The organism is Nonomuraea sp. NPDC004186, assembly GCF_053603495.1.
Genome location: NZ_JBSGFQ010000003.1, coordinates 1 through 17,017, shown reverse-complemented (window position 1 = coordinate 17,017; position 17,017 = coordinate 1). Strand labels below are relative to the sequence as shown.

The 17,017-nt window shown below is 71.0% G+C and carries 15 protein-coding genes; 9 read left to right on the top strand and 6 right to left on the bottom strand.

The genetic code is table 11. The features are described from left to right. Positions 1 to 22: 22 nt before the first annotated feature. Positions 23 to 1,570 (top strand): MFS transporter, encoded by a 1,548-nt coding sequence (locus ACWEPL_RS03120; RefSeq protein ID WP_452434939.1) that lies wholly within the window; start codon positions 23 to 25, stop codon positions 1,568 to 1,570. A gap of 10 nt (positions 1,571 to 1,580) precedes the next feature. Here the strand turns inward: ACWEPL_RS03120 and ACWEPL_RS03115 are convergent, their stop codons facing one another. Both ACWEPL_RS03115 and ACWEPL_RS03110 read right to left on the bottom strand, forming a co-directional pair. Continuing rightward, positions 1,581 to 1,976: a cold-shock protein gene (locus ACWEPL_RS03115; protein ID WP_185068960.1), complete on the bottom strand. Its 396-nt coding sequence runs from the start codon at positions 1,974 to 1,976 to the stop codon at positions 1,581 to 1,583. 89 nt (positions 1,977 to 2,065) lie between these two features. Next, the gene (locus ACWEPL_RS03110) at positions 2,066 to 2,713 is read right to left on the bottom strand and encodes an HAD family hydrolase (RefSeq protein WP_452434938.1); all 648 of its coding nucleotides are present in this window, start codon (positions 2,711 to 2,713) and stop codon (positions 2,066 to 2,068) included. Between the two features lie 74 nt (positions 2,714 to 2,787). Here ACWEPL_RS03110 and ACWEPL_RS03105 point away from each other — a divergent pair, with 74 nt between their 5' ends. Continuing rightward, positions 2,788 to 3,183, top strand: coding sequence for a hypothetical protein (locus ACWEPL_RS03105; protein ID WP_363970164.1), 396 nt, complete (start codon positions 2,788 to 2,790; stop codon positions 3,181 to 3,183). 56 nt (positions 3,184 to 3,239) lie between these two features. Further along, positions 3,240 to 3,857 carry a TetR/AcrR family transcriptional regulator gene (locus tag ACWEPL_RS03100; protein ID WP_363970162.1) on the top strand — a complete coding sequence of 206 codons (618 nt, stop codon included), beginning with the start codon at positions 3,240 to 3,242 and terminating at the stop codon, positions 3,855 to 3,857. Here the strand turns inward: ACWEPL_RS03100 and ACWEPL_RS03095 are convergent. Then, positions 3,850 to 4,689, bottom strand: coding sequence for a hypothetical protein (locus tag ACWEPL_RS03095; RefSeq protein ID WP_363970160.1), 840 nt, complete (start codon positions 4,687 to 4,689; stop codon positions 3,850 to 3,852). The genes ACWEPL_RS03100 and ACWEPL_RS03095 overlap by 8 nt on opposite strands. A 45-nt stretch (positions 4,690 to 4,734) precedes the next feature. On the opposite strand from ACWEPL_RS03095, the gene ACWEPL_RS03090 reads away from it, so the two are divergent. After that, entirely contained in the window at positions 4,735 to 7,128 is a 2,394-nt protein-coding gene (locus tag ACWEPL_RS03090; RefSeq protein WP_452434936.1) for a helicase-associated domain-containing protein, read from the top strand. A gap of 161 nt (positions 7,129 to 7,289) precedes the next feature. On the opposite strand, the gene ACWEPL_RS03085 is transcribed toward ACWEPL_RS03090, so the two are convergent. Continuing rightward, positions 7,290 to 8,717 (bottom strand): hypothetical protein, encoded by a 1,428-nt coding sequence (locus ACWEPL_RS03085; RefSeq protein ID WP_452434934.1) that lies wholly within the window; start codon positions 8,715 to 8,717, stop codon positions 7,290 to 7,292. A gap of 351 nt (positions 8,718 to 9,068) precedes the next feature. Here ACWEPL_RS03085 and ACWEPL_RS03080 point away from each other — a divergent pair, with 351 nt between their 5' ends. The 3 genes from ACWEPL_RS03080 to ACWEPL_RS03070 all read left to right on the top strand — a co-directional run bounded on the left by ACWEPL_RS03080 (position 9,069) and on the right by ACWEPL_RS03070 (position 12,774). Then, positions 9,069 to 10,547 carry an AMP-binding protein gene (locus ACWEPL_RS03080; protein ID WP_452434932.1) on the top strand — a complete coding sequence of 493 codons (1,479 nt, stop codon included), beginning with the start codon at positions 9,069 to 9,071 and terminating at the stop codon, positions 10,545 to 10,547. Positions 10,548 to 10,640: 93 nt separating this feature from the next. Continuing rightward, complete coding sequence (locus ACWEPL_RS03075) at positions 10,641 to 10,991, top strand: hypothetical protein (protein WP_452434930.1); 351 nt, start codon at positions 10,641 to 10,643, stop codon at positions 10,989 to 10,991. Positions 10,992 to 11,127: 136 nt separating this feature from the next. Further along, entirely contained in the window at positions 11,128 to 12,774 is a 1,647-nt protein-coding gene (locus ACWEPL_RS03070) for a DNA repair helicase XPB (RefSeq protein WP_363970150.1), read from the top strand. A 218-nt stretch (positions 12,775 to 12,992) separates the two neighbouring features. On the opposite strand, the gene ACWEPL_RS03065 is transcribed toward ACWEPL_RS03070, so the two are convergent. Further along, positions 12,993 to 13,328, bottom strand: a complete 336-nt coding sequence (locus ACWEPL_RS03065) for a hypothetical protein (protein WP_350738530.1) — start codon at positions 13,326 to 13,328, stop codon at positions 12,993 to 12,995. 418 nt (positions 13,329 to 13,746) lie between these two features. Here ACWEPL_RS03065 and ACWEPL_RS03060 point away from each other — a divergent pair, with 418 nt between their 5' ends. Continuing rightward, positions 13,747 to 15,747 carry a HelD family protein gene (locus ACWEPL_RS03060; protein ID WP_452434927.1) on the top strand — a complete coding sequence of 667 codons (2,001 nt, stop codon included), beginning with the start codon at positions 13,747 to 13,749 and terminating at the stop codon, positions 15,745 to 15,747. 64 nt (positions 15,748 to 15,811) lie between these two features. Then, a complete protein-coding gene (locus ACWEPL_RS03055) occupies positions 15,812 to 16,342 on the top strand; it encodes a YbhB/YbcL family Raf kinase inhibitor-like protein (protein ID WP_452434925.1) in 531 nt (176 codons plus the stop codon). Between the two features lie 147 nt (positions 16,343 to 16,489). Here the strand turns inward: ACWEPL_RS03055 and ACWEPL_RS03050 are convergent, their stop codons facing one another. Next, positions 16,490 to 16,729, bottom strand: coding sequence for a hypothetical protein (locus ACWEPL_RS03050; protein WP_350738540.1), 240 nt, complete (start codon positions 16,727 to 16,729; stop codon positions 16,490 to 16,492). Between the last annotated feature and the right edge of the window lie 288 nt (positions 16,730 to 17,017).

Sequence of the window (17,017 nt, the reverse complement as noted above, 5' to 3'; positions counted from 1 at the left end):
GAATCAGGTAAGACTGGTATGCGTGGAGGGAGGCTGGGGCCGAGCACGCGACATCTCGCGGCGGGTGGCACGCGGGGCCGCCGACGCGGGACGCGCCGGTGTGCGCGCGAGCAGGGCCACTGCCGGCGCCACCGTGCGCGCGAGCAAGGCCACGGCCAGCGGCACTGCACGGGCGGGCAAGGCCACGGCAAAAGGTGCGCGAAAAGTCGGCAAGGCCACCCGGCGCCTCACCTACGCCAACGGCGCCGGCCGCACCGGGCTCGGCCGGCTGATCGAGCTGTCGGCGGGCAACAGCGCGAGTGACGCGCTGGTCACGGTGGCACTGGCGAGCACGGTGTTCTTCGGCGTGCCCGTGGGCGAGGCCCGCGGCTCGGTGGCCCTCTACCTGGTCATCACGATGCTGCCGTTCGGGCTGCTGGCGCCGTTCGTGGGGCCGATCCTCGACCGGTTCAGGTCGGGGCGGCGCTACGTGATGGCGGGCACGCTGTTCGGGCGGGGGCTGCTCTGCTTCGCGATGGCGGCCGCGGTGGGCCCCGGCGACCTGCCCACGCTGTTCATCGGGGCGCTGGGCGTGCTCGTGCTGTCGAAGGCGTACAACGTGTCGCGGGCCGCGATCATGCCGAGCGTGCTGCCCGCGGACATCACGCTGGTGTCGGCGAACGCGCGGGTGGCGCTGTTCACGTTAGTCTCCGCGGGGGTCGCGGTGCCGCTCGGCGCCGGGCTGACCGCCTGGCTGGGCAGCGCGCTGGTGCTGCGCGTCGCGATGGTGGCCTTCCTGCTGCTGGGAGTCGCCGCCGTACGCCTGCCGCGCCACATCGACTCGCCCGACCTGGAGGAGGAGGGAGCCGCGCCGCGCTGGCGCACCCTGCTCAAGGTGGGCCCCGCGGTGGCCGAGGCCGTCTGGGCCAACGTGGCGCTGCGCGTCTTCTCCGGGTTCCTGCTGTTCTTCCTGCTGTTCCTGGTGCAGGACAAGGCGGTGCCCTGGCTCGCGGCCGGGCAGCTGCAGGATCCGTTCTTCGACATCCCCAAGACGATCGCGCTGCTGGCGGCCGCGGCCGGGCTGGGGGGCCTGGCCGGCGCCGCCGTGGCCAACTGGACGCGTAATCACTCGCCGCAGCTGATCGTGCTGGTCACGCTGGCCGTGACCGTCGTGACCAGCATCGCGACCGCGATCTTCTTCGGCCTGTGGACCGCGCTGGCCATCTCGCTGGTCACGGCCTTCGCCCAGGAGCTGGGCAAGCTCGCGCTCGACGCGATCGTGCAGCGGGAGATCGGCGAGGAGGTGCGCTCGTCCACGTTCGGCGTGGTCGAGGCGATGCTCCAGCTCGCCTGGGTGTTCGGCGGCCTGGTCGGGCTGGTGCTGTCGCTGTCGGAGAGCAGCGTGGCCGGGCTGGTCACGCTGGCCGTCGCGCTGACGGCCACGCTCGGCTGGCTGCTGATCGCCAGGCGGCGGCGCGTGCGGGCGACCGACGACAAGCTGCGCAGGCAGCGGGCCGAGGCGGGCGGTCAGGAGCTCCAGCTGACCGACACGCTCGACCCGACCAAACCCCTCACCAATCCGAACACCTGACGCCGGGGTCTCAGGCGTCGAGGTCGTCGGCGACGGCCCTGAGCACCTGCGCGATCTTCTTGGCGTGGGCCGCCTCCGGGTGCTTGCCCCGCTGGTAGGACGTCGAGACGTCGTCGAGCAGCTTGATCAGGTCCTCGACGATGACGACCATCTCATCCGGCTTCTTCCGCTTGGCCTTGGGCTTGGGCTTGGCCAGCGTCGGCGGCTGCTCGAGAATCCGCACCGAGAGCGCCTGCTGGCCGCGGCGCCCTTCGGCCACGCCGAACTCGACCTTCTGGCCGGGCTTGAGCGGGGCCGCACCTGTGGGAAGCGCGGAGGAATGCACGAAGACCTCACCGCCGTCGTCGCGGGTGAGGAAGCCGAAACCCTTGTCGGCGTCGTACCACTTGACCTTGCCACTCGGCACAGGAGGACCTCGTTCAAACAGTCGAAAAGATGGATGGATGTAGGTTATGCCCCGGAGCGCGCCAGGGCGACCGGGTAAATCCCGGGCAATTACCGGAGTTCATCATGCTTGCGCCAACCTGCGAACCAGGTGGCGAATTCGGTCAGGTTGGCCAGCGCCACATCGGCTCCGTGTTCACGCAGCTCCCCTGCCGTGTATGGACCGGTCGCGACCGCCACGCTCACGGCGCCGCCCGCGCGCGCCGCCTCGATGTCCGCGACATGGTCACCAACATAAGCCGCCGCGCCGAACCGCGCGAGTGCCGATCCCTTCGCGGCTCCGAAAACGGAACCGACCACTTCGTCCACGGCCAGACCGAGCACCTTGACCGTGCCGATGGCGTCACGCAGGTTCTTGCCGGTCACCACGATCACCCGGCCGCCGCCTGCGCGTACGGCCTCGATGGCGTCGTACGCGCCTGCCATGGCCGTGTGCACCGGCACCCCTATTTGCGGATATATCTCCCTATAAAGGTCGGCGGCCGCGGCGACCTCCGTGGCGGGCAGCCAGTTGGCCAGCTCCACCTCCAGCGGCGGCCCCAGCCGGGTCACCACCGCGGCCGAGTCAATGGGCACGCCCAAACGCACGGACAGCTCGTCGTAAACGGCCGCGATGCCCTCTCGCGTGTCCGCCAATGTCATGTCAAGGTCGAATCCAACGGAAGTCGTCACATGTGCAGGATGCCAAACGCCGTCCAACGACCCGTAACGGCCTCTTGTTGTGGGACCGTGGGAATGGGAAGAAAGGAATTACTTATCGGAGAGGACCGGCCGTGACCAACGCCCCCCAACCGCCGCACGCCGGAGACCGGCTCGTCGCCTCCTCCGCCCCGCCGCGCCCCCACAGACCCGCCCGGCCCGGCGGCCCGGCCGTGACGGTCTGGACCCGGACCGTGTCGGCCCTGGCCTATCTGGTCAAGGTCGCCTCGCGGATGGCGGCGCTGGTCGTGATCCTGTACGCGGTCTTCACGGTGTTCAAGGCCAACCCGGCCAACGTCTGGTACCAGTTCGTCGAGTCGCTCGCAGGCTGGCTGTCGCTGGGCCTGGCCAACCTGTTCCAGCTCGCCGACCCGCGCTGGACCGCGCTGGTCAACTACGGCCTGGCCGCGATCGTCTGGCTGATCATCGGCTCGGCGCTGGCGGGCCTGATCCGGCGCGCCGCTCCGTAAGTGCGGTCCCCGCCACACACTGCGACTACTCTCAAGGCGGAGGTAACAGGATAGATATGACCAGATCGACCCGTGCGCGGATCATCGATGAGGCCCTGCGGCTGTTCGCGGAGCGGGGCTACTCCGCCACCTCCGTGGCGGAGATCGAGGCCGCCTCAGGGCTCTCGCCCGGAGCCGGCGGGCTCTACCGGCACTTCAAGTCCAAGTACGAAGTGCTCGCCGCGGCGATCAACGAGCACGCCGCCCGCACCAGGAGCCAGGTGGCGGAGAGCCTGGCCGAGCTGAGCAGCATGGAGGCGTCGGCGGCGCTGGAAGATCGCCTGTCCCACCTGTGCCGCGCCGGGCTGGCCAAGGTCCGCGAGGAGTCCGAGCTCACCCGGGTGTTCTTCCGCGACCTGAGCCAGTTCCCCGAGCTGGTCGCCGTGGTCAGGGAAGGGCTGCTGCAGCCCATGTTCGACGCGATCGTCACCTGGTTCAGGGCGCAGCCCGAGTACAAGGACGTCGAGGTCGACTGGGCCGGCATCTCCGTGGTGCTGGGCGGCTCCGTGGTGCACTACCGGCTGTTCCAGGAGACGGTGGGCGAGCTGCCGGGCTACGCGGACAAGGACCAGTTCGTCGCCGGGTGGGTGCGCCTGGCGGTCGGCCTGCTGCCCAGCCCCGCGCCGGTCAGCTGACGTCGAGCAGCCGGTAGGCCAGCCACACCACGCCCAGCCCCGTACCGATCATGAACATGGTGCCGCTGACGCTGTAGAACTGCGCGAAGAACGCCTGTAACCCCGGCTCGCTCCCCACCCGCAGGCCACCGACGAGCACGCCGCCCGCCGAGTAGCCGAGCAGCGGCGCCCCGATCCCGAGCAGCTTGTCGCGCAGGCTCCAGCTCTCGCTGAACAGCACGAGCACCGCCCCGGCCGCCCACACCAGCACGGGGATCTCGAAGATCGCCACCGGCGGCAGGTCGAACGGCAGCAGCAGCGCGGCCACCACGAGGACGACCATCGCGGCGGCGTCGCGCGGATGCTCCTTGACCAGGGTCCTGGCGTCCCTGCCGCCGGTCGCCATGGGGTTCGCGCTGGACATGGCCATCCTGCGCAGCCCGGCGAACGGCAGGCCCCGGCCCCTGCCGAGGCTCTCCCTGGCGATCCTCCGGTACGTCTGGACGCCAGGGGGCGCGTCGGCGTCGTCCACGATCGTGGGGAAGCGCCGCGTGGAGCTCTCGTCCCCGGACGGCTGACCCTGCTCGGCGGAGCCCATGGGGGTGCGCATGGTGGGGACGCCCGCCTCGACGAGCCGGCGTGCCTCGCGCTCCACCAGCGCCACCGGGTCGCCGAACCTGGCCAGCACCTTCGACACCTCGCGCGCGTTCTGGCTGCCGCGCCGCTCCTCCTCGATCCTGGCGCGCAATCGCTTGGCGAAGTCGAGCCGCTGGTCGGCCCTGAGCACGCCGTGGGCGGCATCGGCCGCCTTGGAGACGTAGTTCAGGACGAGCTGGTCCGCGCGCTCTATCACGTCAAGCAATGCTGCCCCAATCAGGTGGGACATACCATGGCAACGATGGAGTTCACGGAGTGGATCAGGGGGCGCACCGACGAACAGCTGCGGGCGCTCGTCTCCGCGCGGCCCGAGCTGATCACTCCGGTGCCCGCGCATCTGGAAGGCCTGGCGTCGCGGGCGGGCAGCCCGTCGGCGATCGCCAGGGTGCTCGACCGGCTCGACCGTTTCACGCTGGCCGTCGTCGAGACGCTGGCCGTACGGGACGGGCCGATGCCCAAGGAGCGGCTGCGCGAGCTCGTGGCCGCGGCCCTGACGGACGATGACGCGGAGAGCGGCGCGCGCGACGCCAAGAGCGGGGCGCGCGGCACGGAGAGCGGGACGCGCGACGCCGAGCCCGCGCTGTCGGCCGCGCTGGACCGGCTGTTCGAGCTGGCGCTGGTCTTCGGGCCCGACGACGCGCTCGACCTGGGGCCCGGCGTGCGCAAGGTGCTCGAGGACCCGGCCGGGCTCGGGCCGAAGGCGGTCGACGCGTTCCGGCATCACGCGCCCGAGCAGCTCGACGAGATGGCCGACGAGGTCGCGCCGGGCACCGAGGGCTCGGGCAAGGAACGGCTGGCTGCCGCGCTGGCGGAGCCAGCCGCCCTGGTCGGGTCCGTCTCACCCGAGGCCAGGGGCGCGCTCGACCAGCTCGCCTGGGGGCCGCCGACCGGGCGCGTGCCCAACGCCAGGCGTGAGGTGAGCGTGGCCTCCGCCCGTTCGCCCATCGAGGAGCTGCTGGCCAGAGGGCTGCTGGCGGCCACCGGCGAGGAGAGCGTGACCCTTCCCCGCGAGGTCGGCCTCTACCTGCGTGGCGGCCGGGTACACCGCGGCCTGCTGGCCCTCCCGCCGCCGCTCGAAGGGACGGCGCGCGACCGGAAGCTGGCCGATCGTACGGCGGCCGGGCAGGCGTTCGCGTTCGTCAGGTCGGTCGAGGAGCTGTGCGAGCGGTGGAGCGTCGAGCCGCCCGGCGTGCTGCGTACCGGCGGCCTGGGCGTGCGCGACCTCAAGCGCGCGACGAGCGAGCTGGACCTGCCCGAGTGGGCGGCGGCGCTGGTCATCGAGGTGGCGCACGCGGCCGGGCTGATCGCGGCGGGCGGCGGCGTGGACGGCGAGTGGCTGCCGACCTCCGGCTACGACCTCTGGCGGGTCAGGGCGACCGCAGACCGGTGGGTCACCCTCGCGCTCACCTGGCTGCACATGGACCGCGTACCCGGCCTGGTGGGTGACCGGGACGATCGGGACAGGCCGTTCAACGCCCTGCACACCGATCTGCGCCGCTCCTCCGCGCCCGGGGTCAGGGCGGCCACACTGGGCGTGCTCGCCGCCGCCCCCGGCCTCGCGCCTTCGCGCGACTCGGTCCTCGAACGCCTGGCTTGGGAGCAGCCGCGTCGCCGGGGGCCGCTGCGCGAGCAGCTCACCGAGTTCGCGCTGCGGGAGGCCGAGCAGGTCGGCGTGACGGGGCTGGGCGCGCTGTCGGCGCACGGGCGGGCGCTGCTCGAAGGCGGCGAGCCCGCGGAGGTGCTCGCGCCGCTGCTGCCCGAGCCCGTCGACCACGTGCTGCTCCAGGCCGACCTCACCGCCGTCGCGCCGGGGCCGCTGACGAGCGAGCTCAACCGCTGGATGACGCTCACCGCCGACGTGGAGTCGAAGGGCGGGGCCACCGTCTACCGGTTCAGCGAGAGCTCGATCAGGCGGGCGCTCGACGCGGGGCACGGGGGCGAGGAGCTGGTGTCGATGTTGACCCGCCACTCGGCCACGCCGGTGCCGCAGGCGCTGTCGTACCTGGTGACCGACGTGGCCAGGCGCCACGGGCGCATCCGGGTGGGCACGGCCAGCGCGTACATCAGGTGCGACGACCCGGCGCTGCTCGACCAGATCACCGCCGACCGGCGCTCCACCGCGCTGCGGCTGCGCAGGCTGGCCCCCACCGTGATCGCCTCCCGCTCGTCCAGGGCGGCGCTGGTCGACTCGCTGCGTGCGATGGGGTACGCGCCCGTCGCCGAGTCGCTCGACGGCGACGTGATCATCTCGCAGCTCGACAGCCGCCGTACCGAGGGGCTGGCGCCGGTCCGCGCCGTGGCGTCGCCCAACGGCCTGGACCCGGAGGTGGCGACGGCGGCCGTGCGCGCGCTGCGGGCCGGTGACGCGGCGCACCTGGCGCGGCGCGAGCCCGTGGACGCGCCGGGCGGGCAGGTGCCGCGCGGGCCCGCGACGGCCACGATCTCGGCCCTGCAGGAGGCGATCAAGCAGGGGGTACGCGTGTGGATCGGGTACCTCGACTCGCAGGGGAACGCGACCTCGCGCATCCTGGAGCCGGCTCGGATGGAGGGCGGCTACCTGACCGCCTACGACGAGACCCGGGCCGCCGTCCACCGCTTCGCCCTCCACCGCATCACCGGCGTCGCCGGCCTCTGACCCCGGCCTCCGCCGCGCCGAAGTCCCGGTGCGCGGGGGTCCCGGCGCGGGGGGGGTGGCGGCGCGGGGGTCCCGGAGCGTTGAGGTCTCGATGCGCGGGGTTCCGGCGTGCGGGGGCTCGCCGGGGTCCCGCGGCCCCGGCGAGCGTCATCGGGGTGGGGTCAGGCGTCCGTGGCGAGGGGCGCGGACAGCGCGGTGACCGTCCGGGCCCGGGCGTCGTGGCACCGGCCCGCGTGCTCGGCCAGCAGCGCCGACGCCCGTCCCGCCACACCCGCCGAGGGCCCGCCACCGGATTCCAGCCGCCGCAGCCGCCGCACCGCGTCGGCCGGATACCGCACGGACAGCCCGCCGCCCAGCGCCACGGCCGCCGCGGTGGCCCGCGGGTCCAGGGGATCGGCCGTCCAGGCGAGCGCGATCCTGAGCGCCTCGGTGGCGAGCGTGTCGTCGGCGCACATGTACGACAGCGCGTCCCCCGCCGCCAGCCGCTCCGCGTTCCCGCCCCGCGCCCACACGTCCAGGAACTCCAGCTGGGCGTCCTTCAGCGAGTACGCCGCCAGCAACGCCACCCCCTCGGCGGCCCGCGTCCGGACGTCGGCCCCCTCCCAGGCCAGCGACCGCACCCATTCGCGCAGCGGCTGCCACAGCCAGAACCCGTACCGTCCGACCAGCTCCGCGAGCACCTGCCCGCGGTGGTGCGGCACCCGGAAGACGACGCGGCCCTCCTCATGGGCGACCAGCGGATGGGACACGCGGGGCACCCGCCGTTCCTGCGCCTGGCAGATCCTCTCAAGCCTGGTGAACTGCCGCTCGAACACCGGCCCGCCCACCCCATGCAGGAACGCGAGCGCGGCCACCTCCCGCACCTCGTGCAGCAGCGGCTTGGTGTCGAACCAGGCCGCCACGTCCTCCCCCGAGGGCTCGTCGTCCCCCACCAGCCGTCCGGCCAGGCGCACGACCTCGGCCGGCGTCGGCAGGGTCAGCGCCAGGTCCCGGGCCCGGGTGAGCTCCTCGGGGCTGTGGCCCGCGCGCAGTCCGTACGCCCTGAGGCACAGGTCGAACAGCTCCCCCGGCTCCGGCACGCCCCACGGCTGCTCCACCTCGGCCGCCTGGGAGGGGACGCCGTTCCTGGTGATGACCAGGTACGAGCCCAGCTCGGCCAGCTTGCGCGCCAGGTTGAGCAGCTCGATCCTGTCGGTGCTCTCGGCGATCCAGTCGTGCAGCAGGTACGCCCGCCCCGGCTCGTACTCGGTCCTGGACAGCAGGTCGGCGGCGCTGCTGGCGGGCGACAGCACGGTGATCGTGCTCTCGGCCAGGGACATCCGGGAGAGCAGGGCGATGGCGCCCAGCCGCTTGCCCGTCTCCTCCTCGCCCACGAGGACGAGCAGGTGGCGGACGCTGAGCCGGCGTACGGCCTCGGGGAAGCAGCCGGGCTCCAGGTAGGAGCGCAGGAGCGCGTCGGCGTCCCGTCGCTTCAGGTCCCTGGTGACCGGCGCGGCGAGCGGCCGCAGGTGCTCGTACACCGTTAAGAAGCTCTGGCCGAGCGTTATGTCATCGAGGTCGATCTCGCCCGATTCAGGCGTTTCGGTCACGAATTCACCTCAGGGTTGACTGGAAAGTTTTCTACAGAAAATAACTACGCCTAACAAGTTTCTTCTTTTACTACGAAGAGCTCGCAGAGCGTCACCAAAGCCACCCTGACCTGGTCTTTCGCGTGACGTTCGCGTTCGGGGCCGCTTGACGCGGACATGTCGATCATGACTTCCCTTGCCTCGGCAGGCCCCATGGCCCCTAGATCTTCCACCATTACACGATCTAGGCCAACAAGAAAACACGAACGACTATAGAGGGAGATATGTTGTCATTTACCGGTCAACTGGGCCCCGTCCACCATGACCAGTCAAGGGTTGACGGCGTGACCACGATCGCATCAGGTTGGGCATGTGACCGAGCAAACGCTGGGCCAGTTGGCCGAGGAGTCCTGGGGCCGCTTCGACGATCACGACGCGACGTTCTACGAGGGCGTCTGGCACCGTAGCCACGCGCTCGCCGAGCGGGCGCGCCGGATGTGCGGCGGGTTCGCCGAGGGCGGGATCGGGCCCGGCGACCGGGTGGTCGTGATGATGGCGAACTCCCCCGAAGTGCCGCTGATCAACCAGGCTCTGTGGGCGGCGGGCGCGGTGGTCACTCCGGCGGTGTCCCTGGTGGGCGCCGACGAGCTGCGGCACATCCTGCTCGACAGCGGCGCGTCCGCGATCGTCACCTCGCCCGAACTGGTGGAGACCGTACGGGCCACCGCCGTCGACATCCCTATTTTTGTGGACACGGCCGAGCTGGAACGGGCACCCGAACGCGGCCCGGTGACCAGGGACCCCGGTGATCTGGCCGCTCTGATGTACACCGGCGGCACCACGGGCCGGGCCAAGGGCGTCATGCTGAGCCACGGTGGCCTCTGGCGGGTGGCCAAGGACGTCTGGGACATGTCCCACCAAGAAGGGAAAAATCGTGCTTTGGTGCCGGTGCCGCTCTCGCACGCGTACGGGCTGATCATCTCGGTCGCCTCGATGCACGCGACGGAGCCGCAGCAGGCGGTGCTGATGCGCTGGTTCGAGCCGAAGACGTTCCTCGCGCTGGCCGCCGAGCAGCACGTCCAGTACGGCACCGTCGTACCCTCCATGATCCAGCTGCTCCTCGCCGAGCCGCTGGAGTCGCACCCGCTGCCCGACCTGTCCTTCCTCACCTGCGGCGCGGCGCCGCTCGGCAGGGACGTGCTGGAGGAGTTCGAGCGCAGGGTGCCGGGCGTGCAGATCCTCGAGGGTTACGGACTGACCGAGACGAGCGCGGTCACCACGTTCAACCCGCCGGGCAGGCGCAGGGCCGGCAGCGTCGGCCTCCCGCTGCCCGGCTACACGATCGCCATCCGCGACGGCGAGGGCGAGGAGCTGGAGACCGGGGACGTCGGCGAGATCTGCGTCTCGGGCGAGGCGCTGATGCTCGGCTACTGGGGCGAGCACGAACCCGACCCCGAGGGGACCGCGCTGATCGGAAGGGAGCTGCGCACCGGCGACATCGGCTGCGTGGACGACGACGGCTACCTCTATGTCGTGGACAGGAAGAAGGACCTGATCATCCGGGGCGGCTTCAACGTGTTCCCCCGCGACGTCGAGGACGCCCTCAACCGCCACCCCGACGTGGTGGTCTCGGGCGTCGTGGGCCGCCCGGAGCCGCGGATCGGCGAGGAAGTAGTGGCGTTCGTCCAGCTCAGGCAGGACGCGACGGTGACGGCCGAGGAGCTGATCGAGTGGGCCCGCGAGCGCGTGGGGCGGGTGAAGTATCCGCGCGAGGTGAGGTTCGTGGACTCGGTGCCGGTGACGAGCGTGCTCAAGCTCGATCGCAAGGCGCTGCGGGCCCGCCTCGACTGACCGCCTTCGGCCTGGCGATCCATGGTGGGATCTCACAGCGCGGTCAGGCGCGCCTCCTTTCCGTGATAAGTGTTGACGTGTCTGGAGGTGAACATGAGCCAGGAAGATCCGTCGGGCTACCCGTACCAGCCTTATGGCGCCCCCTACGGCGAGCAGCCGCCGCCGCCGTACGGCTACGGTTATCCCCCGCCGCGGCGCGACGACGGGCCCAGCGCCAACGCGATCGTCTCCCTCGTGCTCAACCTCCTCGCGCTCGTCGGTTGCTGCAACTTCCTCGGCCTGCCCGGCGCGATCCTGGCCGGCCTGGCACTCAGCAAGGGCCGCACGGAGCCGCAGACCGCCCGCACGATGGTGATCTGGAGCTGGATCATGTTCGGGCTCGGCTTCGTGCTCAGCGCCGGCATCATCCTTTTCCTGGGCCTGTCCGGCTATCTCGACGACTGACGGCCGCGGCTCTTGGCCCGTCCGAGGACTAATCCGGGCGCGCGGGTTGTTGGAGTCTCGGAGCGGGAGAGCCAGGATCGGGAGACGATGGTCCTGTTGCGCGAGGCCCCGTACGGAACCCCACGGAGAAAAGCCAGTGAGCGATGGACCGCTGATCGTCCAGTCGGACAAGACACTGCTGCTCGAGGTCGACCACGAACGAGCGAACGACTGCCGTAAGGCGATCGCACCGTTCGCCGAGCTCGAGCGAGCTCCCGAACACGTGCACACCTACCGCGTCACCCCCCTGGCCCTGTGGAACGCCCGCGCCGCCGGACACGACGCCGAGCAGGTCATCGACGCGCTGATCGGTTTCAGCCGCTACCCCGTGCCGCACGCCCTGCTCGTGGACATCGCCGAGACCATGGCCAGGTACGGCCGGCTGCGGCTGGAGAAGGACCCGGTCAACGGCCTGGTCCTGACCTCCACCGACCGGGCGGTGCTGGAGGAGGTGCTGCGCTCCAAGAAGATCCAGCCGATGCTGGGTGAGCGGCTCGGCGCCGACTCGGTCATCGTCCACCCGAGCGACCGCGGCAACGTCAAGCAGGCCCTGCTCAAGCTGGGCTGGCCGGCGGAGGACCTGGCCGGCTACGTGGACGGCGAGGCCCACCCGATCAAGCTGCTGCAGGAGGGCTGGGCGCTGCGGCCGTACCAGCAGGAGGCGGCGGACGCGTTCTGGCACGGCGGCTCCGGCGTGGTCGTGCTGCCGTGTGGCGCGGGCAAGACCATCGTCGGCGCGGCCGCCATGGCGCACGCACAGGCCACCACGCTCATCCTCGTGACGAACACGGTCTCGGCCCACCAGTGGAAGACCGAGCTGATCAAGCGCACGTCGCTGACCGAGGACGAGATCGGCGAATACTCCGGCTCGAAGAAGGAGATCCGCCCCGTCACCATCGCCACGTACCAGGTGATGACCACCAGGCGGAAGGGCGTCTACTCGCACCTGGAGCTGTTCGACGCCCGCGACTGGGGCCTGATCGTCTACGACGAGGTGCACCTGCTGCCCGCGCCGATCTTCCGGATGACCGCCGACCTTCAGGCCCGCCGGCGGGTGGGGCTGACCGCGACGCTGGTGCGCGAGGACGGGCGCGAGGGCGACGTGTTCTCGCTGATCGGTCCCAAGCGGTACGACGCGCCCTGGAAGGAGATGGAGAACCAGGGCTGGATCGCACCCGCCGACTGCGTGGAGGTGCGCGTCACGCTCACGGACGAGGAGCGGCTGGCGTACGCGATGGCCGAGTCCGAGGAGCGCTACCGCTTCTGCGCCACCACGCCGTCCAAGACCCACGTCACCGAGGCGCTGGTCCGCCGCCATCTGGGCGAGCAGGTGCTGGTCATCGGCCAGTACATCGACCAGCTCGACGAGCTCGGCGAGCACCTCAACGCGCCCGTCATCAAGGGCGAGACCAGGGTCAAGGAGCGGGAGCGGCTCTACCAGGCCTTCCGCGACAAGGAGATCCAGGTGCTGGTGGTGTCGAAGGTGGCGAACTTCTCCATCGACCTGCCGGAGGCCGCGATCGCGATCCAGGTGTCGGGCACGTTCGGCTCACGCCAGGAGGAGGCCCAGCGGCTCGGCCGGGTGCTGCGGCCCAAGGCCGACGGCGGGGGCGCCCGGTTCTACACGGTGGTCAGCAGGGACACGGTGGACCAGGAGTTCGCCGCGCACCGGCAGCGGTTCCTGGCCGAGCAGGGGTACGCGTACCAGATCATCGACGCCGACGACGTGCACGGCGAGGTGTGACGCCCGGCCGCTCGTCACGAGCGGCCAGGCATGTTCAGCGTGCTGTCACGTCCACGAAACTCCGCGGGCCGAAGACAATCGAACCACCCCCCTCACCTGCGTACTATCACGCCGCCTCCGACATACCCCCATGATCCGACAAACGCACCTGATATGCCCGAATTTTTCGGTATTTCCCGGTTGTTACCGATGAGAAGCTTCGAGCCGGCGGGGGCGCCCTACCGCGCCATCAGGCCGCCGAGGAACAGCACGCCCTCCGCGACCACCCAGGCGCCCACCCCCGCGCCCATGACCCGCCCGAACGTGCGCGGGTCCTGCCTGGACCACGGGATGAGCCAGGCGGCCGCCGTGCAGCAGGCGGCGAGCGCGGCGAACAGCCCCGATACCGTGGAGACCGTACCAAGACGTTGGGAGCAGGTCGAAGCGGACTCGCCGCCTTGGCAGAACGCCTCCGACCCCCAGCCCGCGAAGACGGACAACGCCCAGAGGGCGGCGAGCAGGAAGCTGGCGATCGTGGGAATGATCGGCGAAAAACGCAGCTGAATCCGCGCCATCACCTGTCCCTACCCCTCCCCGCAGACCGCTACTCGCCCCGAACATCACCCCACCGCCGCCCTTGGACTCCCCGGCGCAGCGCGAGGCCGTTTCGCCCGGTCGAGCATCCCTCCCCCGCCGCGCGCCGGTTACCGACCCGGGCCGGGCGAGCGGACGCGACGCCCATCGGCCCCACCCCCCACCCTCATGACCGCTCGCCCGACCCGCCGCCGTGCCTGCCCTCCGAGGAGCCCCGCCGACGACGCCGGTTGGGCCCCGAGGCTGAGAGCAGCGGCGGGCGAACAGCGAGGACGGTGGGTGGCGCGGCGCGTGGGTGGCCGGAGGGGTAAATGCTTTGGAGGCCGCCCCGCGTCGCCATTAGACTGGCCGATTCGCTGCCTTACCACCTTCGTTTCCGACCCAGGGAGGCGCTTTCGCATGCCCGGACACCAATTGGCCCCCGACATACCCTCCGACGTACTGGCCTCCGAGCAGGCTCACCTGGCCGAGTCCAGGGCCGCGCTCAAGGCGATGCGCGCCCACGCCCAGTCGCTGTCCGCGGACGCGGCGGGTGACTGGGTGTCGCAGCAGATCCTCCAGTCTCTCCTCGACCAGCGCGTCGCCGCGCTGGCCGACCACCCCGACACCCCGCTGTTCTTCGGCCGCCTCGACCGGCAGGCGGGCGACGACCTTCCCGGCACGATCTACGTCGGCCGCCGCCACGTGCACGACGGCGGCAGCAAGCCCCTGGTCATCGACTGGCGCGCGCCGGTGTCCCAGGCGTTCTACCAGGCCAGCCCCGCCGACCCCATGGGAGTCGTACGGCGGCGCCGCTTCGGGTACCACGGCGGCGCGCTGACCGCGTTCGAGGACGAGCCGCTGGGCGAGGGCGGCGAGATCGGCCCGTCGCAGATCCTCACCGACGAGATCGAGCGCCCGCGCACCGGCCCGATGCGTGACATCGTCGCCACCATCCAGCCGGACCAGGACGAGATCGTCCGATCCGCCCTGGCCCAGACGGTGTGCGTCCAGGGCGCCCCCGGCACCGGGAAGACCGCCGTGGGCCTGCACCGGGCCGCGTATCTCCTGTACACCCACCGCGAGCGGCTCGCCAGGGCCGGCGTGATGATCGTCGGCCCGAACCGCGCCTTCCTGTCGTACATCTCCTCGGTGCTCCCCGCGCTCGGCGAGGTCAAGGTCGACCAGACCACGGTGGGCGGGCTGCTCGGCGAGTACGCCGCAGAAGAGGACCCGATGGTGGCGGCGCTGAAGGGCGACGCCAGGATGGCGGCGGTGCTCGAACGCGCGCTCTGGCTGCACATCGTCAAGCCCGAGGACGGCGTGGTCTTCTCCAAGGGCGCCTACCGCTACCGGGTGGCGGACTACGAGGTACGCGAGATCGTGGCCTCCTTGCGCGGCACCACGCGATACAACCCCGGCCGGGCGGCACTCGCGCAGCGGCTGGCCCACATGGTGCTCGTACGAATGGAGCAGCGCGGCGAATCGCCCGACGACCGGGTGCAGGACGCCGTGGCCAGGTCGAAACCGGTGAAACAGCTCGTCGATACGGTCTGGCCCAAACTAACGCCGGAGCAAGTCCTTTATCGCCTCCTCTCCGACCCCGAATTCCTGACAAAGGCCGCTAAATCCGATTTGTCGCCGGATGAGCAGGAAATGCTTATATGGCGGAAACCGTACCGGAGCTGGAAGTCCGCGAAATGGTCCGCCGCGGACGCCGCGCTCCTGGACGAGCTGCGCGACTTCATGGAGCGCACCCCGTCCCTGGGCCACCTCGTGGTGGACGAGGCCCAGGACCTCTCCGAGATGCAGCTGAGAGCGCTCGGCCGCCGCTGCCGCAACGGCTCGGCCACCGTCCTCGGCGACCTGGCCCAGGGCACGACCCCGTGGTCGACCAGCTCATGGGAGTCGGTGCTCCAGCACCTGGGCCAGCGCGAAGGCGAGGTGACGGAGCTGACGCTCGGCTTCCGCGTGCCGCGGGAGGTCCTCGACTACGCCGCCCGGCTGCTCCCCTCCATCGCCCCCGACCTGGCCGCGCCGCGGTCGCTGCGCCCCGGCCTCGGCTCGCTCGCGGTACGCCCCGGAGGCTCGATCGCGGAGGCCGCCGCGGAGGTCCTCACCAGGGAGGGCTCCATTGGCGTCATCGCCCCGGACGCCCTGGTCGCCGACGTCTCCCGCGCGCTGACCGGCCTCTCCCACGCCGTGCTCGGCCCCGACTCGGACGAGGAGCACCGCCTCCTGATCGTGCCCGCGACCCTGGCCAAGGGTCTGGAGTACGACCACGTCATCGTCGTGGAGCCCGCGGACATCGTCGCGGCCGAACCCAGGGGCCTGGCCAGGCTGTACGTGGTGCTGACCCGTGCGGTGACCTCCCTGACGGTCCTGCACGACAAGCCGCTGCCGGCCGAGCTGACGGGCTGATCGTCGGCGGGCACGGCCGCTTCTAGGATGGCTGAGCAAGGAGCTCTCAACCTAGGAGGATGCCGTGCCAGCACCGCTTCCACATGAACACCTGCCGTCGGTTCCCGCGCTCGCGGTCGAGAGCGACGACATCCAGGACGGCGAGCGGCTGAACGACCTCCACGTCTTCAACGACTGGGGCATGAAGGGCGGTAACCAGTCGCCTCACCTCCGCTGGTCCGGCGCGCCCGCCGAGACCCGCAGCTACGCCGTCACCTGCTATGACCCCGACGCCCCCACGGGCAGCGGCTTCTGGCACTGGGTGCTGTTCGACCTCCCGGCCTCGGTGACGGAGCTGCCGGCGGGCGCGGGCACCGGCCCGGAGCTCAAGGGCCTGCCCGCGGAGGCGGTCCACGCCCGCAACGACTACGGCACCAAGGAGTACGGCGGCGCGGCCCCGCCCCCCGGCACCCCGCACCGCTACGTCTTCACGGTGCACGCCCTCGGGGTCGACAAGCTGGGCGTGGACAGCGACGCCAGCCCGGCGGTGGTGGGCTTCAACATCACCGCCAACACCCTGGCCCGCGGCCACGTCGTCCCGACCTACAGCACCTGACCGCGCCCACGACCGCACCGCCCTCCCGAGGGCGGTGCGGCAGGCACGAAAAGGGGAACCGCTCCACCCGTAACGGGCGGGCCGGAAAAAGGGAGACGCCCCACCGCGAAGGGCGGGGCGTCCGAGAGACCGAGAGCGCGGCAGGCGTCAGGCGAACACTGCGCAAGAGGCCCCGAGCTGCGGCAGCAGCTCCTCGACGAGCGGGACTCCCAGCTTGGACTCGCCGGCCAGCGTCCCCGTGGTCAGGCAGAGCGGCGCCTGCACCACTTTCATGAGCTGACCGGTGATGACCGGGGTGCTGGACGCATGGGCAGGGATGGCGACGGCGGCCGCGGCGGCCGCGCTCAGAATGGCGATGCCGAAAATACGCTTGCTGCGGGAAAGCATCCTCTACTCCTTCGTTGAGGTGTGTGATCACCACCTTTCCTCACTCGGAGTAGCGGATCAATTATGAAACGTAATGGCTGATAAACGAAAACAAGAGCGACCCGGAAAACCGGGCCGCTCTTGTTATGAACAGCGAAGAAAAGGCCTAGAAGTCCATGTCGCCGCCGCCCGGCATGGCCGGAGCAGCAGCGTTCTTCTCGGGCTTCTCGGCGATGACGGCCTCGGTGGTGAGGAAGAGCGCCGCGATGGAAGCGGCGTTCTGCAGCGCCGAGCGCGTCACCTTGGCCG

Excerpts from the sequence above, each read along its gene's own strand:
- ACWEPL_RS03100 (WP_363970162.1), top strand. The coding sequence starts at position 3,240 with ATGACCAGATCGACCCGTGCGCGGATCATCGATGAGGCCCTGCGGCTG.
- ACWEPL_RS03090 (WP_452434936.1), top strand. The coding sequence starts at position 4,735 with ATGGAGTTCACGGAGTGGATCAGGGGGCGCACCGACGAACAGCTGCGG.
- ACWEPL_RS03075 (WP_452434930.1), top strand. The coding sequence starts at position 10,641 with ATGAGCCAGGAAGATCCGTCGGGCTACCCGTACCAGCCTTATGGCGCC.
- ACWEPL_RS03065 (WP_350738530.1), bottom strand. The coding sequence starts at position 13,328 with ATGGCGCGGATTCAGCTGCGTTTTTCGCCGATCATTCCCACGATCGCC.
- ACWEPL_RS03060 (WP_452434927.1), top strand. The coding sequence starts at position 13,747 with ATGCCCGGACACCAATTGGCCCCCGACATACCCTCCGACGTACTGGCC.
- ACWEPL_RS03050 (WP_350738540.1), bottom strand. The coding sequence starts at position 16,729 with ATGCTTTCCCGCAGCAAGCGTATTTTCGGCATCGCCATTCTGAGCGCG.